The 23,926-nt window shown below is 46.9% G+C and carries 25 protein-coding genes and 1 other RNA gene; 9 read left to right on the forward strand and 17 right to left on the reverse strand.

Translation table 11 applies throughout. The features are described from left to right. Positions 1-39: 39 nt before the first annotated feature. The gene (rlmD, locus tag BS19_RS06905) at positions 40-1,359 is read right to left on the reverse strand and encodes a 23S rRNA (uracil(1939)-C(5))-methyltransferase RlmD (RefSeq protein WP_038174239.1); all 1,320 of its coding nucleotides are present in this window, start codon (positions 1,357-1,359) and stop codon (positions 40-42) included. Between the two features lie 177 nt (positions 1,360-1,536). Between rlmD and barA the strand changes: the two genes are divergently transcribed. Then, the gene (gene barA, locus BS19_RS06910; protein WP_038174241.1) at positions 1,537-4,329 is read left to right on the forward strand and encodes a two-component sensor histidine kinase BarA; all 2,793 of its coding nucleotides are present in this window, start codon (positions 1,537-1,539) and stop codon (positions 4,327-4,329) included. A 70-nt stretch (positions 4,330-4,399) separates the two neighbouring features. Here barA and acpS read toward each other — a convergent pair whose 3' ends face one another. From acpS to rpoE, 11 genes are all read right to left on the reverse strand, one after another. Further along, complete coding sequence (gene acpS / locus BS19_RS06915) at positions 4,400-4,780, reverse strand: holo-ACP synthase (protein WP_038174243.1); 381 nt, start codon at positions 4,778-4,780, stop codon at positions 4,400-4,402. 2 nt (positions 4,781-4,782) lie between these two features. Then, positions 4,783-5,514 (reverse strand): pyridoxine 5'-phosphate synthase, encoded by a 732-nt coding sequence (gene pdxJ / locus BS19_RS06920; protein WP_038174244.1) that lies wholly within the window; start codon positions 5,512-5,514, stop codon positions 4,783-4,785. After that, positions 5,511-6,233 carry a DNA repair protein RecO gene (gene recO, locus BS19_RS06925; protein WP_038174246.1) on the reverse strand — a complete coding sequence of 241 codons (723 nt, stop codon included), beginning with the start codon at positions 6,231-6,233 and terminating at the stop codon, positions 5,511-5,513. Before recO ends, pdxJ begins: the two co-directional genes overlap by 4 nt. A gap of 82 nt (positions 6,234-6,315) precedes the next feature. Continuing rightward, entirely contained in the window at positions 6,316-7,293 is a 978-nt protein-coding gene (gene era, locus BS19_RS06930) for a GTPase Era (protein ID WP_038174247.1), read from the reverse strand. Continuing rightward, positions 7,286-7,963: a ribonuclease III gene (gene rnc / locus BS19_RS06935; protein WP_038174249.1), complete on the reverse strand. Its 678-nt coding sequence runs from the start codon at positions 7,961-7,963 to the stop codon at positions 7,286-7,288. The genes era and rnc overlap by 8 nt, the downstream gene beginning before the upstream one ends. Before the next feature lie 18 nt (positions 7,964-7,981). Next, positions 7,982-8,878, reverse strand: coding sequence for a signal peptidase I (gene lepB / locus BS19_RS06940; RefSeq protein WP_038174251.1), 897 nt, complete (start codon positions 8,876-8,878; stop codon positions 7,982-7,984). A 202-nt stretch (positions 8,879-9,080) separates the two neighbouring features. After that, positions 9,081-10,874, reverse strand: coding sequence for a translation elongation factor 4 (gene lepA, locus BS19_RS06945; protein ID WP_038174252.1), 1,794 nt, complete (start codon positions 10,872-10,874; stop codon positions 9,081-9,083). Positions 10,875-10,999: 125 nt separating this feature from the next. Next, the gene (locus BS19_RS06950; protein ID WP_038174253.1) at positions 11,000-11,470 is read right to left on the reverse strand and encodes a SoxR reducing system RseC family protein; all 471 of its coding nucleotides are present in this window, start codon (positions 11,468-11,470) and stop codon (positions 11,000-11,002) included. After that, positions 11,467-12,432, reverse strand: coding sequence for a sigma-E factor regulatory protein RseB (rseB, locus tag BS19_RS06955; protein WP_038174254.1), 966 nt, complete (start codon positions 12,430-12,432; stop codon positions 11,467-11,469). Before rseB ends, BS19_RS06950 begins: the two co-directional genes overlap by 4 nt. Further along, a complete protein-coding gene (locus BS19_RS06960) occupies positions 12,429-13,043 on the reverse strand; it encodes an RseA family anti-sigma factor (RefSeq protein ID WP_038174256.1) in 615 nt (204 codons plus the stop codon). Before BS19_RS06960 ends, rseB begins: the two co-directional genes overlap by 4 nt. A 25-nt stretch (positions 13,044-13,068) precedes the next feature. Continuing rightward, a complete protein-coding gene (gene rpoE / locus BS19_RS06965; RefSeq protein ID WP_038174257.1) occupies positions 13,069-13,647 on the reverse strand; it encodes an RNA polymerase sigma factor RpoE in 579 nt (192 codons plus the stop codon). Positions 13,648-14,038: 391 nt separating this feature from the next. On the opposite strand from rpoE, the gene nadB reads away from it, so the two are divergent. Then, a complete protein-coding gene (gene nadB / locus BS19_RS06970) occupies positions 14,039-15,655 on the forward strand; it encodes an L-aspartate oxidase (protein WP_038174258.1) in 1,617 nt (538 codons plus the stop codon). Positions 15,656-15,683: 28 nt separating this feature from the next. Here the strand turns inward: nadB and BS19_RS06975 are convergent, their stop codons facing one another. Next, entirely contained in the window at positions 15,684-16,082 is a 399-nt protein-coding gene (locus BS19_RS06975; protein ID WP_342665215.1) for a protein YgfX, read from the reverse strand. Further along, on the reverse strand, positions 16,051-16,311 hold the full coding sequence (locus BS19_RS06980) for an FAD assembly factor SdhE (RefSeq protein ID WP_038174259.1): 261 nt from the start codon (positions 16,309-16,311) through the stop codon (positions 16,051-16,053). The genes BS19_RS06975 and BS19_RS06980 overlap by 32 nt, the downstream gene beginning before the upstream one ends. Positions 16,312-16,513: 202 nt before the next feature. Here BS19_RS06980 and ygfZ point away from each other — a divergent pair, with 202 nt between their 5' ends. From ygfZ to BS19_RS06995, 3 genes are all read left to right on the forward strand, one after another. Next, entirely contained in the window at positions 16,514-17,479 is a 966-nt protein-coding gene (ygfZ, locus tag BS19_RS06985; RefSeq protein WP_038174260.1) for a tRNA-modifying protein YgfZ, read from the forward strand. After that, positions 17,472-17,951 carry an aminoacyl-tRNA deacylase gene (locus BS19_RS06990; RefSeq protein ID WP_038174261.1) on the forward strand — a complete coding sequence of 160 codons (480 nt, stop codon included), beginning with the start codon at positions 17,472-17,474 and terminating at the stop codon, positions 17,949-17,951. Before ygfZ ends, BS19_RS06990 begins: the two co-directional genes overlap by 8 nt. A 618-nt stretch (positions 17,952-18,569) precedes the next feature. Then, positions 18,570-18,776, forward strand: a complete 207-nt coding sequence (locus BS19_RS06995; RefSeq protein WP_038174262.1) for a DUF1107 domain-containing protein — start codon at positions 18,570-18,572, stop codon at positions 18,774-18,776. A gap of 40 nt (positions 18,777-18,816) precedes the next feature. Here the strand turns inward: BS19_RS06995 and BS19_RS07000 are convergent, their stop codons facing one another. The 3 genes from BS19_RS07000 to BS19_RS07010 are packed head-to-tail and all read right to left on the reverse strand — an operon-like array spanning position 18,817 to position 21,836. Further along, a complete protein-coding gene (locus BS19_RS07000) occupies positions 18,817-20,049 on the reverse strand; it encodes an FAD-dependent 2-octaprenylphenol hydroxylase (protein WP_038174263.1) in 1,233 nt (410 codons plus the stop codon). A gap of 23 nt (positions 20,050-20,072) precedes the next feature. Next, positions 20,073-21,248, reverse strand: coding sequence for a 2-octaprenyl-6-methoxyphenyl hydroxylase (gene ubiH / locus BS19_RS07005; protein WP_038174264.1), 1,176 nt, complete (start codon positions 21,246-21,248; stop codon positions 20,073-20,075). Positions 21,249-21,260: 12 nt separating this feature from the next. Next, positions 21,261-21,836, reverse strand: a complete 576-nt coding sequence (locus BS19_RS07010) for a YecA/YgfB family protein (protein WP_038174265.1) — start codon at positions 21,834-21,836, stop codon at positions 21,261-21,263. Positions 21,837-22,071: 235 nt separating this feature from the next. On the opposite strand from BS19_RS07010, the gene BS19_RS07015 reads away from it, so the two are divergent. The 4 genes from BS19_RS07015 to rpiA all read left to right on the forward strand — a co-directional run bounded on the left by BS19_RS07015 (position 22,072) and on the right by rpiA (position 23,915). Then, complete coding sequence (locus BS19_RS07015; RefSeq protein WP_038174267.1) at positions 22,072-22,380, forward strand: cell division protein ZapA; 309 nt, start codon at positions 22,072-22,074, stop codon at positions 22,378-22,380. Positions 22,381-22,395: 15 nt separating this feature from the next. Continuing rightward, a non-coding RNA gene (ssrS, locus tag BS19_RS19765) (6S RNA) lies at positions 22,396-22,578 on the forward strand. A 32-nt stretch (positions 22,579-22,610) separates the two neighbouring features. Next, a complete protein-coding gene (locus tag BS19_RS07020; RefSeq protein WP_038174296.1) occupies positions 22,611-23,198 on the forward strand; it encodes a 5-formyltetrahydrofolate cyclo-ligase in 588 nt (195 codons plus the stop codon). A gap of 60 nt (positions 23,199-23,258) precedes the next feature. Next, the gene (gene rpiA / locus BS19_RS07025; RefSeq protein WP_038174268.1) at positions 23,259-23,915 is read left to right on the forward strand and encodes a ribose-5-phosphate isomerase RpiA; all 657 of its coding nucleotides are present in this window, start codon (positions 23,259-23,261) and stop codon (positions 23,913-23,915) included. The last annotated feature ends 11 nt before the right edge of the window (positions 23,916-23,926 follow it).

The following is a 23,926-nucleotide window of genomic DNA, read 5'->3' on the forward strand; positions in this document are numbered from 1 at the left end:
GCCGCGTGATGAGACTCTCAACCGCCGCTAAAGTTCGTTTTAATCCTTTACAAAGAGTGCCATCGACTCGAGATGACTGGTATGCGGAAACATATCGAGCATACCTAATTTCTGTAACTTGTAGCCCTGACTGAGTAAGCTGAGTGAATCCCTTGCTAGGGTAGCAGGATTGCAAGAAACATACACAATTCTGCTCGCACCGAGTGTCGAAATTTGCTCAATGACCCCACTGGCTCCTGCTCGAGCTGGATCGAGTAGTATTTTATCAAATTTTTCTGCCGCCCAGGGCTGACCAGCGATCCCTTGTTCTAAATTCGCCTGATAGAACTGCGTATTATCAATCGCGTTCATCGCCGCATTCTCTTTTGCTTTGGCGACCATCGTATCTACCCCTTCAACCCCAACAACATGGGCCGCTTTCTGGGCGATCGGTAAACTGAAGTTACCCAAGCCACAGAACAGATCCAGAACTCGGTCTTGAGCGGTTAGCGCGAGCCAACTCAATGCTTGTTTGACCATCGCTTGGTTAACACTTTGGTTAACTTGAATGAAATTATTCGGCTCAAACGGTATCGTCACTCCCGCCTCTAAGTAATGCGCGCGCGCTCCGGTAATATGCTCAAGCTCTTCACTGCCGGGCATTAAATAGAGCGTCGCCTGATGCTGGTTGGCAAACTGCTGCAACGATTGCAGATCTTGCTTGGCTAATGGTTTCAGATGACGCAAGACGATCACACGTGTGTTATCGCCTTTGACTAGCTCAAGGTGACCCAAATTTTCTTGATTAGAGAAGGTCTGCAGCAGTTGATACAAAGGTTCAACCAAACTATCGAGTTCGCTATCAAGTACCGGACAATGGGTGACGTTGACAATCTCATTACTGTGCTTTTTACGAAAACCAAACTCAAGAGCGCGCGTTTTTTTATTCAACTTGAGACTTATTCGAGTCCGGCGACGGTAACCTTGCTCTGGGCCCAATATAGCGGGTTCTAGGTCAACACTTTGCCCTGCAAACTTGCTCATCAGCTGGTTCAAGGTTTGTTGTTTGTATTGTTGTTGCGACTCAATGCTAAGGTGTTGCATATTACAACCGCCACACTCTTGATAACAAGCACAGACTGGTGAGACGCGCTGTTCACTGGCTTTTTGTACTTTGATCAGATTGGCGCGAGCAAACTTACTTTTACTTTCACTCAACTGGCCCAACACTTGCTCGCCCGGCAGCGCCCCTTCAATAAAGATCGGTTTTTTATTTTGGTAGGCGATTCCTGCACCATGATGGTCAAGCTTTTCAACCATAAATGATTGATGCTTAGTGTTGAGTTGATTTTTTTTCTTTGGTTGGAAAAAACGCGCCATGGTGATTGCCTGTATTTGATGGTCTAGTAGCCAGTTGCTCGAAAAGATGCTTGCGTGCTAGCTTTTGTATTTGAATCATTGTCTGAGCCGACCGAGTTGATTATGCTTAACCATTCGGCAGTCTCAGCTTTTATTGCGACTATTTTCCCATATCCACACCACGATGTTTAGACAATAATGACCAGATATGGCTTGCGCGCTCGCGTTATTACTCTCACTTTAGCTCCAACCCTGATTATTGGTTTACTTTTGAGTGCCTTTTTCTCGTTCAATCGCTACCACGACCTTGAGACTCAGGTGGTCAATTCAGGGCTGAATATCATTGAACCTTTAGCCATCGCCAGTGAAGAGGGCTTAAAAAACAACAGTCGCGAATCTGTCCGCCGCATCATTAGCTATGCACATCGTAAGAACTCTAAGTTTGTTCGCAGTATTGCCGTGTTTGATTACAACCACGAACTGTTCGTGACCTCAAACTTTCACCCTAACTTTGAGCTACTGACTTTCCCGCGTAACGAACCGATTCCTATGTTGGTGAGCTCAGAACTGGAAGGTAACACCCTAATTCTTCGCGCTCCTGTGATTGCCGAGTCGGGTTTGGTTGCGACAATAAAAGGCCAAATCGCCAACCCTGCTGTCGGTTATGTCGCAATTGAACTCGATTTATCCTCACTGCGCTTACAGCAATACCAAGAAATTTTTTCCGCTTGTTTAGTGCTTTTGATCGGCCTTGGCTTATCTGCCGTGTTTGCCTATCGCCTGATGCATGATGTCACACGGCCGATTTCACATATGAAAAACATGGTCGATCGAATTCGTCGTGGTCACCTTGATGTCCGTATCGAAGGCAAAATGCATGGTGAGCTCGATTCCCTCAAAAATGGCATCAACTCGATGGCGGTATCTTTGTCGGAATACCATGTCGAGATGCAGCACAGTATCGATCAGGCCACTTCAGATTTGCGTGAAACCTTAGAGCAGTTAGAGATTCAAAACGTTGAGCTCGATATCGCCAAGAAACGCGCTCAAGAGGCGGCACGGGTAAAATCTGAGTTCCTTGCCAATATGTCACACGAGTTGCGCACCCCACTCAATGGCGTGATTGGTTTTACTCGTCAGTTGCTTAAAACCACGCTGACCAATAGCCAAACTGATTATCTGCAGACGATAGAGAAATCCGCCAATAACTTACTCAACATCATTAATGACATTCTGGATTTTTCTAAGCTTGAAGCAGGGAAACTGGCGCTAGAAAACATTCCTTTTGACTTCCAAACGTCATTGGAAGAAGTGGTCAATCTACAGGCCACCAGCGCCCATGAAAAAGGCCTTGAGCTGACGCTAAAGATCGACCCTAAAATTCCACCTGGCTTGGTCGGGGATCCACTCCGAATCCAGCAAGTTCTAACCAACCTGGTCGGCAACTCAATTAAATTTACCGAGCGCGGTAACATCGATATTAGCGTTGAACTGCGCTCACAACGAGACGATTCGGTTGAACTGCAGTTCATGGTGCGAGACACCGGCATTGGTATCTCTGAGCGCCAACAATCACAACTTTTCCAAGCCTTTAGTCAAGCCGATGCGAGCATTTCTCGTCGCTATGGCGGAACCGGATTAGGCTTGGTTATTACTCAGAAACTGGTCAGTCAAATGGGCGGTGAAATCAGCCTCACCAGTCGCCTGCATCAAGGGTCAACCTTCTGGTTCACCTTACGCTTAATTACCACCGACATGCCGGTGAGCGAACTGCTTGAGACGGAAGTACTTCGCCGACGTACTCTGTTGTTGGTCGAGCCGAACATGCAAGCCGCCTCGGTGATCCAGCAGACGTTGGTTCAAGAAGGATTAATTGTCACCTACCGCTCATCGCTTCCTGAAGAGACCGAGCACTATGACTATGTGTTGCTGAACTTAGCCCCCAATCGCGAGAATGACCTGACGAGTGTAGAAGCCTGGGTCGAACAGGCGCTTCGCTGCGCACCGCATGTGGTTGTCGGCACGCCAAGTACCGCGCTTGCCCTATCGGATCATCTGATTCAGAAATACCCGATCCACTGTATTACTAAACCTCTCTCGCGCATTAAGTTGTTGCAAACTCTGGCCGCCAATCAAGAGAGCATGCCGCTGCTTGAATCAACTCCGGAATACAGTGAGACGCTACCGCTGACCGTGATGGCGGTCGATGATAACCCAGCCAACCTCAAGCTCATCTGCGCGCTTTTGCAAGAGCGCGTGGAACGGGTTATCACTTGTACCAACGGCATGGATGCGGTCAACCAAGCTGAAACACAACACTTTGATATTATTTTAATGGATATCCAAATGCCGCACATGGATGGGGTGACGGCTTGTCACGCCATCAAGCAAACCGAGCTCAACGCCACTACCCCTGTGATTGCCGTGACCGCTCATGCGATGAGTGGCGAGCGTGATCGCCTATTAGGGGCAGGCATGGATGATTACCTAACGAAACCGATTGAAGAGCATGTGCTGCAGCAGGTTCTGATGCATTGGAGCCCGCATACCAAACAAGAAGAACTGGAAAAACTTGATATATCGAGCCATACGCTTGATCAAACGGCATCAGACCTCAATGACCATGCACAACGCACGCATAACACCATGATTATTGACTGGCAAGCTGCATTAAAGCAGTCGGCAAACAAACAAGATCTAGCGCGTGATATGCTGCAAATGTTGATCGACTCGATCCCAGAAGTTGATACGATCGTCGAGAGTGCATTAAAAGATGATCATGTTGATGTCGAACAGCTCATCCACCACGTGCATAAACTGCATGGCAGCAGTTCCTATTGCGGTGTACCACGCTTGAAAAACATCTGCGCCACGATTGAAAAAGCTTTGCGCTCGGGCTCAACAATAGAAGAGGTCGAACCCGAGTTATTTGAATTACAAGATGAGATGGAAAAGGTGGTTGCCAGTGCCAAGCCGTACTTAGAAAGCTAAATGACTTATTTATTTAAAATACTGGTTGTTTAAAACACTGGTTGTCTAAAATACTCGTTATTTAAAATATTTAGCTCTCTAAAATCACCGTCGCGACCGCGTAGTGTCGTTCGTCAGAGATAGACAGGTGGATGTGCGCCACCTGTTTTTTTTCAGCGATGTCTAATGCTTTTCCGCTTAAACAGAGCACAGGTTTACCGTGCTCATCATTGCTAATTTCAAAGTCGTGGAAAGTAACGCCCAACGCTATCCCTGTTCCTAGTGCTTTTGACGCCGCCTCTTTGGCGGCAAAACGCTTAGCCAGAAAACGACCTTGTTGTTTTAACTCGGCAAATTTCGCTAACTCACTGTCGGTGAGAATACGCCTTGCAAACGGTTCACCACTGCGAGAGAGCGCTTTTTCGACACGCTCTATTTCTGCAATGTCAGTCCCTAAGCCAACGATCGCCATGCTTAACGACGCGCTTCAACCATGATGGCTTTCATGTCTGCGACCGCTTTTTCGAGACCATCAAACACAGCACGGCCAATGATAGAGTGGCCAATATTGAGCTCATATATTTCAGCAATCGCGGCAATAGGCGCAACGTTGTGGTAAGTCAAACCATGACCGGCGTTAACCGTGATGCCAAGATCGGCCGCATAACTCGCACCTGCCGCTATTCGCTTCAGTTCAGCTTGTTGCTCTTCTTCAGTTTCTGCATCAGCATAATGGCCAGTGTGTAGCTCGATAAACGGCGCACCACAGGTTTTGGCAGCATCAATTTGTTCGCGATCAGCGTCTATGAACAAAGACACTTTGATGCCCGCTTGAGTGAGCTTTTGTGTCGCAGATTTCACTTTGTCTAGATGACCGACAACATTCAAGCCACCTTCAGTAGTGAGCTCTTCACGCTTCTCTGGCACTAAACATACGTATTCAGGTTTAGTCTTCAGCGCGATCTCGACCATCTCATCGGTGACGGCCATTTCCAAGTTCATGCGTGTTTGCAATGTTTCACGCAAAATTCTCACATCACGATCTTTAATATGACGTCGATCTTCACGAAGGTGGATGGTAATGCCGTCCGCACCAGCACGTTCTGCAATCTCGGCTGCGTGCACAGGATCTGGGTACTTAGTGCCGCGTGCATTACGCAATGTCGCAATATGATCGATGTTTACACCTAGGTAAATTGAGCTCATTTTCCAATACTCCGTTTAGGAACTATAGCTTGAAAGAGTTCCCTGCTTTTTAATGGTTTGCCGCCAAGATACGGCTTTAAGGCTATACGTGTAAAGCGTTTTGCCGCTTTCAGTTGTTCTTTTGTGGTGAAACGACGCTCACTGATCGCGATCAGTTCGTCACCAACAAACGTTAAATGGTCATGACGTACCGAAGCGATAAATCCTTTTTGCTCACGATAGCGATAGGTCATTGTCGGCTCGATCGGTTCGCCGCTCCCTGCGCAGTGCAAAAAGTCAACACCGTAGCCTAATGCGCTGAGCATCGCCAGTTCAAAGCGGCGTAAAGCCGGTTCAGGATTGTCACACTGAGCAAGCTCCGTCAACGCATGTAGGTAATCATGAAACAGTGCCGGCATCGGCACTTCTGCCATTAATACTCGGCCAATCAGTTCATTGACGTACATGGCAGAATAAAGATTAATGCCAAAAAGTGGCAGGCCTAAACTAATTGGTTCAGCTTGACGCAAGGTCTTCATCGACCCATTGCCCGACCACTTCAGTAACAGCGGCGTAAAAGGTTGCAGTGCACCTTTTAAGTTTGAGCGTTTACTGCGAGCCCCTTTTGACATCAAGGTCACGCGGCCAAACTCCTCGCTAAACACATCGAGGATCAAGCTTGATTCACTGTAGGGGCGTCGATGCAGTACGAAACAGCGCTGTAGACCTTCTGAAGACATAGTACCTTCTAATCTAAAAAAGGAGCCAAACGGCTCCTTTTAACTTTCACTATGGGAGCGAAGCGAGATCGCCTCAGACTCGTTATAGATCGTCAATATAACCTAATGAACGCAGTGCTCGCTCGTCATCCGCCCAGCCAGATTTCACTTTGACCCAAGTTTCTAGATAAACTTTACGGCCAAACAACTCTTCCATATCTAGGCGTGCTTCACGACCAATCGTTTTGATCTTTTCGCCAGCTTTACCAATCACCATTTTCTTCTGGCCACTTCGTTCAACCAGAATCAATGCATTAATATGGAAGCCATCAGTATCGGGGTTGTAATCGAAACGCTCGATCTCAACGGTAACAGAATAAGGCAGCTCTTCCCCTGTGAAACGCATCAGCTTTTCACGCACGATCTCAGAAGCCATAAAACGCTGAGAGCGGTCAGTCACGTATTCTTCTGGGAAGTGATGCGTCGCTTTAGGTAGATGCTCGCGCACATGCTTACGCAGTACGTCGATGTTCTTGCCCTGCTTAGCCGAGATAGGCACCACATCGACAAAATCCATTCTTTGCGACATCTCCATCATGTGTTGCATCACTTCATTACGATCTTGCACGTGATCGACTTTATTGACACACAACACCACTGGGAAGTTGGCTTTCTTGAGCTTGTTTAAAACCATTTCGTCGTCGTTGGTCCAATGGGTACCATCAACCAAGAAAAACACCAAGTTAACATCACTCAGCGAGGAGTTTGCCGCACGGTTCATCAAGCGGTTGATCGCACGCTTCTCTTCAATATGCAGCCCAGGTGTATCAACGTAAATCGCTTGGTAGTCGCCATCGGTCTCGACCCCCATAATACGGTGACGAGTAGTCTGAGGCTTACGAGACGTGATCGAGATCTTTTGCCCAAGAATACGGTTGAGTAGCGTCGATTTACCGACATTAGGACGACCAACGATCGCCACAAAACCACAATGTTGGTTTTCTGGTGAGCTAGTAGGCGCGTCACTCGATGAGAAAAACTCATCGATATCAAATTCGTTGTTGTCTGTTGAATCAGTCATTGGTCAATTGCTCTAATGCTATTTCTGCAGCCGCTTGTTCTGCCTTGCGGCGACTGGTGCCTTTACCAATAACAGGTTGTCCAATACCTGCTACATCACACGAAACCGTAAACTCTTGGTTATGTGCTTCACCTTTAATATTAGTCACTGTGTAAGCAGGAAGCGGCTTTCTTCGCCCCTGCAAACACTCTTGTAGGCGAGTTTTTGGATCTTTTTGCGAAACACCTGGCTTGATCGCATCAAGGCGAGTCTTGTACCAGCTCAGAATAATGCCACGCACCACTTCAATATCGCTATCTAAGTAAATGCCACCAATGATCGCTTCCACAGCATCAGCAAGGATTGAATCACGACGGAAACCGCCGCTCTTTAATTCACCTGGACCTAATTTTAAGTGATCTCCTAGTTCGAACTCTCGACCTAGTTCCGCGAGCGTATTGCCACGAACTAAAGTGGCGCGCATGCGGCTCATGTCCCCTTCATTTGCTTTCGGGAAACGGTGATAAAGATCATCAGCAACGACAAAACTTAAAATTGAATCGCCCAGAAACTCAAGACGCTCATTGTGTTTTCCATTAGCGCTACGATGGGTCAGCGCTAAACTGATAAGCTCAGCATCATTAAATTGATAGCCGAGCTTTTTCTCTAGTTTTGCAATAGGAGAATTCATGCTCTCTCATTAATTTGTTTAGTTAATACCACCGATGCGGTTAAAACGCACACCAGTTGGAATCCAAGACGGTAACACGCTATCGTCACCACGTTCAAACTCAAAGCTTATCCAAATACCAACCGCTTTACCGACGAGGTTAGCTTCTGGCACAAAACCCCAGTAACGGCTATCAGCACTGTTGTCACGGTTATCACCCATCACAAAGTACTCTCCTTGAGGAACGACCCACTCGTTGACACCATTGCGCGGTTGATACAACTCAACGCGATCGCGGCGCAGTGGGTTGACCAAAATTTGGTGGCCAACGTCACCCAATTTTTCATCCAACTGAATCAGTGGAATGCCGTTTTGAATAAATGGACTCTCTTCAACATTAGACAGTTTCACGTCGCTACAGCGACTCTCGCCAGCGGATTGAATACAGATTTCTTTCTTACTGTTGTAACGAACCGTGTCGCCCGGTAAACCGACAACGCGCTTAATGTAATCAATATTAGGTTGAGGGGGGTATTTAAACACCACCACATCGCCACGTTCAGGTTTGCCAGTTTCAACCAGTTGAGTTCGCCATACCGGATCTTTCAATCCGTAAGCGTATTTTTCAACCAAGATAAAGTCACCGACAAGCAAAGTTGGCATCATTGAACCCGATGGAATCTGAAACGGTTCATAGATAAAAGAGCGCAATACCAGTACTGCGGCAATCACAGGGAAAATAGAAACACTATTTTCAATCCACCACGGCTGGTTTTTTACTTTATTGAGTGTCGCGGCATCTAGACCATGCGTCTGTGCTTCCACTTCGGCAAGCTTAGCCTGACGCTTTTTCGCAAAGACTAACTTCTCGAGCACCCACACGATACCCGTAACCAAAGTTACGATAACGAGGATCAGTGAAAATGTATTCGCCATTGACTTCCCTTATCTCAAAAATACGAAAGTGAAAGAGCCGAAACCCTTCCACTTGCTAATAAAACTTGCTTAGAGCAATCCCTTAAATAGTTGGTGTTACAGCTAGGCGGCAAGCAAACTCAGCCCTATGAGCATAGAGGATCTATGTGATTAGGGTGAGTTTGCGCTGGCAACAACGCTGTAGTGCCAAATATGACAGGGATTAATCTTTTCCTACGTGAAGAATAGCTAAAAACGCTTCTTGCGGCAGTTCGACGTTACCGATCTGCTTCATACGTTTCTTACCTTCTTTCTGCTTCTTCAATAGCTTTTTCTTACGGCTCACGTCACCACCGTAACATTTCGCGATAACGTTCTTACGTAACTGTTTTACCGTCGAACGCGCGATGATGTGGTTACCAATCGCAGCCTGAATCGCGATATCAAACATCTGGCGAGGGATGAATTCTTTCATCTTCTCAACCAACTGACGTCCGCGTGTTTGTGAATGACCTTTATGCGTAATCAGTGCTAAAGCATCCACTTTATCGCCGTTAAGCAGTACATCAACACGCACCATGTCTGACGCTTCGAAGCGCTGGAAGTTGTAATCAAGCGAGGCATAACCGCGTGACGTCGACTTCAGACGGTCAAAGAAATCAAGTACCACTTCAGCCATCGGAATATCGTAGGTGACGGCGACTTGATTGCCGTGATAGACCATATCAACCTGAGTACCACGCTTTTCAACGCACAAAGTAATCACGTTACCTAAGTAATCGGCAGGAACTAAGATATTACAACGTGCGATCGGCTCGCGAATTTCTTCGATATCGTTTACCGCTGGCAGTTTTGCCGGGCTATCAACATAAAGCAATGTCCCGTCAGTTTGTACCACTTCGTACACTACGGTTGGCGCGGTAGTGATCAGGTCGAGATCGTATTCACGCTCTAGACGCTCTTGAATGATTTCCATGTGCAACATGCCAAGGAAACCACAACGGAAACCAAAGCCTAGTGCTGCAGAGTTTTCTGGTTCATAGAACAGTGACGCATCGTTAAGGCTTAGCTTACCCAACGCATCACGGAAGTTTTCATAATCGTCAGACGATACTGGGAACAAGCCAGCGTATACCTGAGGTTTTACTTTCTTAAAACCTGGTAGCGCCTTGTCACAGCCATTTTTCGCCAACGTCAGCGTATCACCCACTGGTGCGCCGAGAATATCTTTAATGCCACACACTACCCAGCCAACTTCACCGGTGTTGAGACCATCCGTATCAACGCGCTTAGGCGTAAAGATACCAATTCGATCCACACCCCAAGTTTGGCCTGTGCTCATCACTTTAATTTTGTCGTTTTTCTTCAGTACCCCATTTTTGATACGGACTAAAGACACCACGCCGAGGTAGTTATCAAACCAAGAGTCGATGATCAGCGCTTGCAGTGGTGCATTAGGATCACCTTCTGGTGCTGGAATCGCAGAAACGATATTTTCAAGTACATCGTCAACACCGATACCGGTTTTAGCACTACAGCGAGTCGCTTCCATCGCATCAATACCGACGATCTCTTCGATCTCTTCTGCTACGCGTTCAGGATCGGCGGCAGGAAGGTCAATCTTGTTTAAGATTGGCACAACTTCAAGATCCATCTCAATCGCAGTGTAACAGTTGGCTAGGGTTTGCGCTTCCACGCCTTGACCTGCATCGACCACCAACAGCGCACCTTCACAAGCGGCTAACGAACGAGAAACTTCATATGCGAAGTCAACGTGTCCTGGGGTGTCGATAAAGTTTAATTGATAGGTTTCACCATCTTTAGCGGTGTAGTTCAGTGTCACACTCTGAGATTTAATGGTGATACCACGTTCACGCTCTAGATCCATGGAGTCTAGAACCTGCGAGGCCATTTCACGTTCGCTTAATCCACCACATACTTGGATCAAACGGTCTGATAGGGTCGACTTACCATGGTCGATGTGGGCGATAATCGAAAAGTTACGAATGTGCTTCATGATTTGGTGTGACTAAACTCTTTTAAATAGGGACAAGAAAGCCGTTCTACTACCAATCAATTTGGTCTTAGCGGCGGCATTTCAATCAAGTTGGCCGATTCTACCCAATTTCTAGCCGCTTCGCACTAGCTAATTGGTTCGCCCAATACCCTTAATAATATGACTTGCTGCGATGAGCGCTGTTCTAATTGGTAAGACAATCTTTTCGCAACAGCAATACCGCCGACCGTGGCTAGGGCTGAAACACCTATGACTAAGCCTTCGCCCAACCCCAGTAACGGAGCTAACCACCACTGGGTGAAAAACGCGCCTAGGATCATAGCAAACAGCGGCAGCAGATAGACCAGCGCAGCAGATTGTAACAAACTCTTTTCTGGTAAGCCTATCTCAACCACTTGGCCGGGCTTGACCGCTTTATCAGTAATAAGGTGCCAATGGAGAGATTTATTGCCTACCGCTTTCGAGACGATGCCTGTACCGCAACTTTTTTGTGACGAACAACTACTGCAACTGGTTTGTTGCTCGCAGCTTAACTCAACCTCAAACCCTTGTGTTTGAGGTTGAACTTTAGCGACCGTTGCCAGTGCCGTCATCATTGGGTGGTACTCTCACTCGGTTTGAAGGTAACAGATTGGGCAATACGTTTGGCTGTCGCTGGCGGAATATCACCAATCACCGAGATTTCGCGCTCACCACGCACAAAACTATGTAAAGTGCGTCGGCCTTGACGAACCAGTTGGCCTTTTAGCGAAAGATTATCGCTATTGGAAACATAAACAGAGAAGCTAAATAAGCCATCGCTGTACATCTGGCTCTCAACCATACGTTCAGTGTTGTTCATACGATAGCGATTAAGCTCATTGGCTTCAAACCCATTAGGAATCCAGCCTACCGTCCAATATGAGTTGGTCACCTGCCCTTTGGGTAGGGATAACACTTGGGGCAGTTTAACGCTATTTAAACCACTGAGTATTTCGGCAATTTGATCATTGATACTGTATGAAATAGTGCGATATTGCTCGAGCACTTCACCATCGCGGTCAACCAGATCGGCACGTAACGGTAGCTTACTTTTTTCATCCACCCACAAGACATATGAGTAGCGCTGGCCATCTTTTGGCACCACGCGCAGCACTTGGCATGCGGTTCCAGCTTCACGTGCACGTCCCACTTGAACAAAGTCATAATAGTTGCTCAAACGCTCAACATCAGAGTTAAGCAATGGGATGGTTGGTGCGACGACATTACCAGACTCGATGGTAAAAGGCTCAACACCCGGTTCGATATAACTGACTTCATCACCACGGCGGATCACTTCGCGCACGGGGCCACTGAGGTAAACCAAGTGGGCAAGCTGCTGATCTTCAGTGCGAGCATGGCGATAAAGCAAAGGCTCAATACTGCTTTTCTTTATCAGTATATAAGAAAGTTCATAATTTAAATGCTGACTCGCTTCGTTCATTTGAAGCAACAAAGCCTCTGCAGTGGGCTCTTCTGCAAAGGCTAGCGTTGTGTTCAAACTGAACAGTGTCAGCGCACTGATCAGAATTTTTTTCATTCAACTACCGTTTCAGGATTATCACTATGCTCAAGCATATTATCGCTATTTAAGCGCAGTTGTAGTTCGTAGTCTTGCAGCATCGCATTAATACGGCGACGTTGCTCTTGAACATTCACCTCGTTGGTATTGGGCTGTTCTACCGACGAACGAGTTAGGCTAACGGGTTCAGCGCTTCCCGCAAACGGTATGGTTTGCAGTACAGGTAAAACATCTGCTTCAGGCCCAGTTGCATCAGTGCCACCATATTGCTGTACACCAAGAATCACAACCAGAGAGACACAAGCTGCCATCGCAACTTGACCAAATTGGTTCAACCAAGCAGGTAGCTGTCGACGTGCCTGTGCGGGAGTCGGCTGTGCTTCAACGTGTCGATGCTGCTCTAATTGAGTCACCGCTGAATGTGCAGGTTCATTCTCTAGTGCTAGCGCCACGCTTTCAGCAATATTCCATTGTGCATTTTCAGGAGCATCACCTCGCATCACATCACCAATTAAATGGTAAGATTTCCAAACGTGCAGGCCTTCTTGATCTTGCTCTAATTCACTGATTAGCGCTTTATCAACCAACTCTCCATCCATGAGTGCTGAAAGTTTCTCTTTGTCAGCCATTATTTTCACCATTAAAGTTACTGATCTAGCGTTGCATTAGCGGTTGAATTTTCTTTTCGACCGCTTCGCGAGCACGGAAGATACGCGAACGTACCGTTCCTACAGGGCAATCCATAACCGCTGCAATTTCCTCGTAGCTTAAGCCATCAAGCTCACGCAACGTCATTGCGGTTTTTAAATCTTCAGGCAGTGCTTCAATCGCACCAAAGATGACCCCTTTCAACTCATTGGACAACGTCAAGTTCTCAGGGTTCGAAATTTCTTTTAATGCACTACCTGTTTCGTAATATTCAGCATCTTCACTATCGACATCTTGTGCCGGTGGACGCCTACCTTGGGCTACAAGGTGGTTTTTTGCAGTATTAACGGCAATCCGATATAACCAAGTATAGAAAGCACTTTCTCCACGAAAGCTAGGAATCGCTCGATATGCCTTAATAAAGGCTTCTTGTGCTACATCGGGAACATCACCCGGATTATTCACATAGCGGGAAATAAGATTACACACTTTGTTCTGGTATTTTGTTACCAGCAAATTAAATGCTTGCTTATCCCCATTCTGAACTCGCTCAATTAATACTTGATCGGTCAGCTGCTCGTTCATTCGAGCGGGTACTCCTATCGTTATTCACTCTTATCTTCTCAGACATGAGTATTAATTATGCAATATGTAGTCTTGACACCACTGTCTACTTGAGCACTATTGTGACCTAGTCAGAAAATTTAAGTTCAAAGTTTTTGCAAATTTTTTAACACAATGACGTACCAAGCTACCTCTGGCTCGATTTTGAGGTTCTAGGTATCGAAATGCAATGGCTATTTCGAGGCAAAAGCATTAAGCAGTGCTACTATAACCGTTTGACGGTAGCTTTAGCTCAGGCGCGTGAGCCATTCTAAAATGATTTAAGAGCGGGATCGCTCGATTGCCTAATTCTTTACCTCCATTGATTGTAGGCGGGATTAGGTACAATTTAACTCGGGAATTTAAAAGTTTTATGAACGCAAACCGTGAACATCAGTGTGATGTGTTAGTGGTGGGTAGTGGTGCCGCAGGTCTGTCCTTAGCACTACGTGTTGCAGAGTTCGGTAACGTTATCGTCCTCAGTAAAGGACCACGCAGTGAAGGGGCAACTTACTATGCGCAAGGTGGTATTGCCGCTGTTTTTGATGAATCTGACAGCATTGAATCTCACGTGCAAGATACCTTGGTCGCAGGCGCTGGCCTATGTGAACAGGAGACGGTCGAGTTTATCGCCAAGAATGCCAAGGAGTGTGTTCAGTGGCTGATTGATGGCGGAGTACCTTTTGATCGCGAAGAGAACGACAGCGATGAAGCTCCACGCTATCACTTAACCCGTGAAGGTGGCCACAGCCATCGACGCATCTTGCACGCCGCTGATGCCACTGGCATGGCGATGCAAACGTCCCTACAAGATAACGTTCATAATCATCCCAACATCCGCGTTTTCGAACGTCACAATGCGTTGGATTTAATTACCGAAGATAAAATCGGCGGTGATGACAAAAAAATTGTCGGGGCGTACATCTGGAACCGTAATCAAGAACATGTCGAAACCGTTCGCGCGAAATTCGTCGTTTTAGCTACGGGCGGCGCGTCAAAAGTGTATCAGTACACCTCGAACCCCGACGTCTCTTCCGGTGACGGCATCGCGATGGCGTGGCGTGCCGGTTGCCGAGTGGCAAACTTAGAATTTAACCAATTCCACCCGACGTGTTTGTATCACCCTGAAGCGCGCAATTTTTTGTTAACTGAGGCGCTACGTGGCGAGGGGGCTTTTTTACTTCGTCCTGACGGCACACGTTTTATGCCCGATTTCGACCCGCGAGAAGAGTTAGCACCACGTGATGTGGTCGCGCGCGCAATTGACTTTGAGATGAAGCGACTCGGCGCCGATTGCATGTTCTTAGACATCAGTCATAAACCGGCTGACTTTATTGAAAAGCACTTCCCCACCATTAATATGCGCTTGCTCGACCTTGGTATCGACATGACCAAGGAGCCAATTCCTATCGTACCTGCGGCGCATTACACCTGTGGTGGCGTAATGGTTAACCAGAGCGGAAAGACGGATATTGCTCAGTTGTATGCAATCGGAGAAGTAAGCTACACCGGACTGCACGGCGCAAACCGTATGGCGTCCAATTCTTTACTGGAGTGCGTGGTTTATGCCTGGTCTGCGGCTAACGATATTATCGCTTGTCTCGATCAAGCCACTTTACCACCAACGCTACCACCTTGGGACGAAAGTCAGGTGAACAACTCTGATGAAGAGGTGATCATTCAACATAACTGGCATGAATTGCGTCTATTTATGTGGGATTACATGGGCATTGTTCGTACCGACAAACGACTGGAACGCGCCTTACGTCGTATCCAAATGTTGCAACAAGAAACGCACGAGTACTACAGTAACTTTAGAGTTTCGAATAACCTTCTTGAGCTGCGTAACTTACTTCAAGTAGCAGAATTGATGGTGCGCTGCGCCATGGAACGCAAAGAGAGCCGTGGTCTTCATTATACTCTCGACTATCCTGAACTGGCGAAAGAGAGCGGTCCGACCATCTTAGTGCCAGAGAAACTTAAACCGTAACGGACTTAACTGACGACAAAAAGGGAGCTCAATGCTCCCTTTTTAACATCACCACCAATTGTCGATAACTCGACTCGGGCATACTGTCTCGCCACAGCAATACACGTTGGTTGTTGGCTAAGACAATTAACAACCCAAAAGACATCAACGGAAACAGCACCGCTTTAATCACGTAAGTGCCTTGCTCGGTTTGATATTCACGAGGGGAAATAAACGTCACCTCACCGGTCAATGGCGCGGTAAACCAGCTTAGATGCAGTGTGTATTTGATGACTAAAGGCAACAACAGAGTCGTCGCCACGAGAGGAAGTTGAGAGTGAATAACCGTGAAGCAGGCCAACGCTGAAAGCAATCCATTGGCCTGTTTCAAATGATGTGAAGACGTTAAAACTAACCTAACGCACTTTGCTGAGGTTGTGAGCGACAATTTTATCTACCATGGCAGCATGGCCTAGATTTTCACTGCGACCGTGTCCCATGATCCAAGTAAACAAGTCCGGATCATCAGATTCGAGTAGCGAAACAAAATCACGCTGTTCGTTTTCTTGTAGCCCTTCAAAACATTCTTCAAAAAACGGCATAATCACGACATCAAGCTCTAACATTCCGCGGCGACATGCCCATTTAATACGCGCTTTTTCTTCTGCGGTATACATTGTAATTCCTCACCAATATCGGTTGTGTGGGGCGAGTGTAACAAGCAAAACCGCAGACAACTAGTGCGCCAGTCACACTCCCGACGAGACTCGAAATTTTCATCCTTACCCCAAGCAAAATTGACACACTACTCAAAAGGTTGTTTATCACCCGTGATCGGCGATAACATAGCAGCAATATCGACTTAATTAGGTAATCATCATGGATTGGCAAAACGATTTTGCGCCGTTGCAACTGACATCAAGTGACGCACTTCCCTCACTGGCCATTGCTCCTCTCACCACATGGGGTGCCATTACTGTCCAAGGGCAAGATAAAAAATCTTACCTGCAAGGGCAGATCACCTGTGATGTTGTCACTCTGGAACCACATCAAGCCACATTTGGCGCACACTGTGATGCCAAAGGCAAAGTGTGGAGCGCATTTCGATTGTTTCACCATAACCAAGGTTATGCGATGTTTCAGCCCGCAAGTCTGATCGAAAAAGAGTTGGCCGAGCTAAAGAAATACGCCATTTTTGCCAAGGTTGAGTTTGCACACAGTCATGATATTGCTCTGGGTGTGATGGGCAGTGACGCGAGCGCTTTGATTGATAGCCTGTCACCAGATACGGGCGATGTTCGCGTAGTTGAAGGCGGAACGGCCGTCAAAATTGACGATCTGCGTTGGCTGTTACTGCTTACTCCGGCAGCGGCAGAGCAACTGGCAACATCCAGCCATGCTGAAAAAGTCGATCAATCATTGTGGACGCTTCTTGATATTCAAGCCGGCCTACCACTGCTCACAGCAGAACAGCAAAACGAACACATTCCTCAGGCGCTTAACCTTCACGCGCTTGGTGGGATTAGCTTTAGTAAAGGTTGCTATACAGGTCAAGAAACCGTGGCTCGCGCTAAATACCGCGGCATCAATAAACGGGCTCTCTTTATTATAAAAGGGACAGCCGAACGCGATATCGAGCAGGGTGCTGAGCTAGAGCGCGCAGTGGGTGACAACTGGCGCAGCGCTGGTAAGCTGCTTGCCAGCTACCGTTTTAGCGACAATCAAGCCCTGGCCTTGGTAGTTCTACCGAATAATTTAGACAGTGATACACAACTGCGCTTAAAGAGCCAACCAGAACAAGTCTGGCATTTCGCCGAATTGCCATACTCTTTAGATAATGACTAATCCAATCTCCACTCATATCACTCAATACCTTGAGTCGCAGCAGGTGGCCTTTCGTCTGCTGCCTCATCAAACACCCGCAACAACGATTGATGATGCCGCCAAACAACGTGGGATTCGCCCAGAACAAATGGTCAAATCAATAGTCTTGCGTGATATGAGCCATCGTTATGCCATTGCCTGTGCTCCAGGCAATCGTTCGGTTGACCCCAAGAAGGTTCGCTCGCTACTTGAGTGGCGACGAATGACCTGTGTTTCGATGCAAGAGGTTGCTAGCCTAACGGGTTATCAAATTGGTACGGTTGTACCTATTTTACTTAAAACACCGATGATAGTGGTGTTTGATCGGCAGCTACTTAACGAGCCCGAAGTCACCATCAGCAGCGGCTCAAATATGGCGGGCATTGCTTTGCCGTGTCACGATCTGGTTCAATTATGTCAGCCGATCATCGGCGAGATATGCCGCGAACCATAACCTCAACCATATCCCCTCCCGCCAGTTGCAAACGATTACATTTTCACATGATCAACTTCGCAGTATTAGCGAAAGATTAATTAAATTATTATTCATTTATAAAGCATAAGTAGTCATGATTGTTTTTATGCAGTATGCTGCCTGTGTTGGTCCAAGTTCGCCCAGGTTTCATTTTTCTGTGCGACACAAGGTTTGCTAAGCAAGACTATCAAACCGTTGTGAATCCTTCTCCAACAAAAAAGTGTATCCACTGATTGTTTCAGGACATCCACTTTTTGTGTAATGCATCTGTGACTATTCGCCCGCGTTTGAGCGGGCTTTTTTTGTTGTCGATTTTTACACAATCTTCACACTTAACGAAAAAGTTCAACTATTCTTAAAAATGTCATAAACATTGGGCTTAATAGTTCCTGCTCAATACTCCTCTTAAGTTCAAATTACAGAACATAAATGAGGGAGTTATCACAGTTGAGTGGATATTTATCCGTGATTTTGCCTACAGCAACACAAATATCCAATCCAAACTGTTTTTACTGCATATTCCACCATGAAAATCACACTATTAACGGTGGCAAATACGTATAATTTGCAGTGCTTGCTAACTATAAGGAAGGACGTATGAGACTGTTTAAGCGCTATACACCAGGTATGATTGCTAAACACATTAGCCGGCTGTTTAAAGGACGAATTTATATATACGGGGTAGGAAAATTTGAGTTTGATAATGGCAAACTGATGTTGCCAGAGAAGGCAGAAAGCCGACACTTCAAAGCCGTTAAAGAGATAAATAAAGAAGTAATGCGACTGCGCTGCGCCTACGCATAACAGAATATAGAAAGGGTTGGCACTGCCAACCCTTTTGCTTTTACAACATCGGAGACTTAAACTCAGACGGCATCGCCAAATGTGGCAAGTGCCCCTTCAAACCCAGAGCGCGCTTCATGATTTCATCTTTCGCCCCTGGCAATTGAGCGGCGAACTTCATACCAATACCACGAATCAGCTTCTTCGCAGGGTTGTTGCCTTCAAACAGATCTTTGAACCCTTGCATCGCAGCAATCATTTTCGCTGCCTCGGCCTTACGCCAGCGCTCATAGCCTCTCAGGTTACGTTTACTACCAAAGTCTTCACCTTGTTGATGAAGCTCTAACACCTCTTGAGCTAAGCAGGCTGCATCTAACAGGCCTAAATTCACCCCCTGTCCGGCCAAAGGGTGAATGGTATGAGCGGCATCGCCCACTAAAGCAACGCGCTGTGCCACGAAATCACGTGCATAACGCATCTTAAGTGGGAAGGCGAAACGTTCTCCAACCACATCACACAAACCTAAGCGATGATCAAATTCTGCAGTCAGTGCCTTATTAAACTCACCCTCGCTCATCGCAACAAGTCGCTCGGCACGATTCGGCTCGGTCGACCAGACAATTGAGCTGAGATTCTCTTCACCTAAGGGCAAAAACGCCAATGGTCCTTGTGGGGTGAAGATTTGACGCGCCACACGTTGATGAGGCTCCGCGGTGCGAATATTAGCCACAATCGCACTATGACCATAATCCCAATGAGTTAAGGGAATATCTTGCTGTTTCCTCACCCACGAGTTAGCTCCATCAGCGCCGACCACCAACTTGGCAGTAAGTGCTTGGCCATTATCAAGCGTTAACCATGCTTCACGCTCACCAATCGCCATTGAGGCACATTTAGCGGGCATAAATAAAGAGACATTACTTTGCTGTTTGACTTGTTCAAGTAACGCCAACTGAATCACGCGGTTTTCTACAATATGCCCTAGGTCGGGTTGAGCTAATTGCTGCGCCTCAAATTCTATCCGCGCAAAACTATCTTGCTCCCACACTTCCATTGCCCAATATGGAGCACTGCGACGGGCAACAATACCTTGCCACGCGCCAAGGTTACGCAACATCACTTCACTTGAACGACTCAACGCAGAGACACGCACATCCGGTAATTGTGTCAATTCATTCTCAGGCGTACGGCTTTCAATCACGGCGATACGTAGATCCGTCTCTTTAAATGCGGCGGCCAACGCCAAACCGACCATGCCACCACCAACAATCGCGATATCTACACTCTGCATCATTTTTATTGTCCTTTTTGCCGCGGTTAACGAGCGACCAAACCTAACGTTCTTTGTAATAGAGGGGCTTTAAGTAATGTGACATTGTCCATGGCAAATAACCCAATATTTCGCCCTAGCCTCAGTGGCATATAATCATTCGAGAACAGGTGCACTAAGCTTGATGTCATCGCAATGGTTGCTTTGCGGTCATCTTGACGTGCCTGCTTATAGCACTTGAGCCCGTGGTAACAACCTGGATCATCAGAAAATTGTGCGATGGTCTCAGCCAAACTAACCACGTCACGAATCCCAAGATTAAACCCTTGCCCCGCAATCGGATGTAAAGTCTGCGCAGCGTTACCTAGCGCAGCGAAACGGTGTGAGACCGTTTGCTCTCGATAACGTAAAATCAATGGGTAACAAGCACGTTGACCGACTTTATTCAACACCCCTAAACGCCAACCAAACGCACTTTGCAACTGTTGAAGAAACTCTTCATCATTCGCGTGCATCATAGCGTCAGCATCTTGCGCCGTCAGGCACCACACCAAAGACATACGCTGCTGCGACATCGGCAATAGCGCCACCGGACCTGACTGGGTAAAACGTTCGAAAGCGCGGCCATGATGGGGCTGCTGCGCGGTAATGTTGGCAATCACAGCGACTTGCTCAAAGTCATGCTCGCTCAGTTCAAGCCCTAGTTGTTGACAACACGTCGATCCAGCGCCATCCGCAGCAACCAGGAGTTGCCCTTCCAGCTCAAGCTTATTATCTAAAGTCAGTAAGACATGCTGCTGCTCGCGTTCAACGCGCTCAACCGCCGCTGTGATTAAAGTAATGTGTGGATCAAGCTCAACCAGTTGATGATAAATCCGCCCAACATCCGCTAACTCAACCACATACCCTAGAGCCTCTAGCCCCACTTGTTGGCGAGTAATATCCGTCATGCCTGCATGATTACGATCAGACACGTGAATATGTTCAATCGCAGTGGCTACTTTACTGATTTCATGCCATAGACCAAGCTGTTTCAGCAAGGCAACCGTACCATAGCAAAGCGCAATTGAACGTGAGTCAAAGCCTGGATGGGCCTGATGATCCACTTTGAAAGGCTCAATCACAGCAATCGATAATGGCGAGGGTGACAATTTATTAATCGCCAACGCCAACGTCATTCCTGCCATGCCACCGCCGGCGATGATCACATCAAATTGCTTCATAGGAGTACCGATTTAATGAATCGTAGGCGTTGATTGAATTTGCACTTTTTGACCAAACTCGGCATGAATAGTCAAGACGCACGCTTTTACATGCTCAATCACTTGCTCAAGAAGGTGGCCTTGCTCGGTGAGATCATCGTCTTCATCAATGCCGAGTTTCGCGATCTCTTCAAGATCCGCAAGCGCTTCTTTTATATCGCTCGATGCTTTGTTCAATTTGGTATTAACCAAGCCTAAACCTGAGATAAAATGATTAACCCAATCGGCTAAACCATCTGCCACATCAAATAATGTCGCGCTTGCTTCTTCGTCTGGCAGCAGTAGTTCAAGATCCATACCTGATCCGGTCAGGTCCGCAACTGAAGCATCCAACGTCGCAGTGGCGATTTGCAAGACTTTGCTTGGCCACCCCATTCCTTCACTGACATAGTCAAACACCATTGGCTGCCAACTTTTATCAGTAAGATTGAGACCGCCACTTAACATACCAACGAGTAAACCGTGTAACTCCGCAGGGTTGACTGCTAAGCCCGCAGACTGCAGTTCACTGGCAAATGTCAGATAATCAGGTAGTTTGGTATCGCTCATTACAATGACCTAAATTAGAAAAAATAACCTCAATCGTACCATTTACTAAAGCGAGCGAAAACGAGCGATTGGCCAATTGTGAGTAGCTTTTGCACAAATTGCCCAATTACTGTGTGATTGCACGCTGATTTGGATTTGCGTTAGGGAAAAGCTTGAATCTTAATACACCTTTTTCTATAGTTTGCCCTTCGGTGATTATCTGCTTATCACCTCAAGCAATAGATATAGAGTCGATATGAGCAATCAAGCGGTAGAAGTTGAAATCTTAGGCAAGCTAACTCTGGTGAACTGCCCAGCAGGACAAGAAGAGTCTTTGATCAAGGCTGCAGCCCATCTCGATGAGCGCCTAAAAGATATGGCAGCTAAGACAAAAATCACCAACGAAGTACAACTTCTTACCTTTGTTGCGCTAAACTTTTGTCATGAACTTGAAACACGTGACAGTGACTCAAAGCAGAAACAAGAAGCACTTTTTGAGCGCATGGAGCAGCTCTCAGCATCGATAGACAGTGCAATCAGTAAAGTGAAGCCAGGACAGCAGTAAGCTTTACAACAAGAATTTACCCTGGAGTGTGCGTGAGGGGATTAAGTCCCTGAGCCGATAAGCAATACCTAAGGGTTGGTACTTGATAGCTATTGAGCAAGCTCGGCTTGAACCGAGAAGCCTACGGTTATCTCTGCTGATCCGCCTTGAACCAGCTGGTTCAAGGGTCGATATCTCCAACGGCACTCTGGGGTATTCCAATTGGGTACCCAGACAGAATGGGTACCACCATGACTTTATCACGTCAACAATTTCGCCGCGCAATTCGCCATAAGCGCAATCAGTTAAGTAGTGATGTACAATATTTGGCGAGCGTCGACCTCGTCCATCAATTTTCGGCCCTACCCGAAGTGGCCGGTGCTCAGCACATTGCCCTTTACCTAACCGCCGATGGTGAAATTGATACCAAGCCACTGATCCAATGGTTGTGGCAGCAAGGTAAACACACCTACTTACCCGTTATTCATCCCTTTTCATCGGGCCATCTGCTTTTCCTGCGCTACGAGAAGACTACGCCGATGGTGCTCAATCGTTACTCGATTGCCGAACCTAAACTCGATGTGACTCAAATTCTTCCCACAGCGCAACTTGACCTTATCTGTACGCCACTGGTGGCATTTGCTCAAGATGGGCATCGACTCGGTATGGGCGGCGGCTATTATGACCGCACCCTTGCCCCTTGGTTTGCGACTCAACAAGGGCCAAAACCGATTGGGCTCGCGCACGATTGCCAACACGTCGATAAGTTGCCTGTCGAGTCTTGGGACGTTCCACTACCTAAAATAGTGACCCCAAGCCAGATCTGGGATTGGGAATAGAGTTAGTTTGACGATATAATCGCGCCGCAAACGATATTACTACCGCTTTAGGAGATGAGCATGACTCAAGATGAAATGAAAAAAGAAGCTGGTTGGGCAGCACTTAAGTATGTTGAAAAAGACAGCATTGTTGGTGTTGGTACTGGCTCGACCGTTAATCACTTCATCGATGCACTTGCAACTATGAAAGACGATATCAAAGGTGCAGTTTCAAGCTCAGAAGCGTCGACTGAAAAGCTAAAAGGCTTAGGCATCGAAGTTTTTGACTGTAATGAAGTCGCAGCGCTGGATATTTACGTTGATGGTGCTGATGAAATTAACTCGGCACGCGACATGATCAAAGGTGGTGGTGCGGCACTTACTCGTGAAAAAATTGTCGCTGCTATTTCTGATAAATTTGTGTGCATTGTCGACAACACCAAAGCAGTTGATGTCCTTGGCCAATTCCCACTCCCTGTCGAAGTAATTCCAATGGCACGCTCTTATGTTGGACGTGAACTGGTTAAACTCGGCGGTGACCCAGCCTATCGCGAAGGTGTGATCACTGATAACGGTAACGTGATCCTAGATGTACATAACCTAAAAATTACAGATCCAAAAGCATTAGAAGATAAGATTAACTCTATTGTTGGTGTCGTAACGGTTGGTCTGTTCGCTCACCGCGGCGCTGACGTCGTCATCACAGGTACACCTGAAGGCGCAAAAATCGAAGAGTAACTTGCGATTTT

The sequence above is a fragment of the Vibrio pacinii DSM 19139 genome, from assembly GCF_000711795.1.
Taxonomy (GTDB): Bacteria; Pseudomonadota; Gammaproteobacteria; order Enterobacterales; family Vibrionaceae; genus Vibrio; species Vibrio pacinii.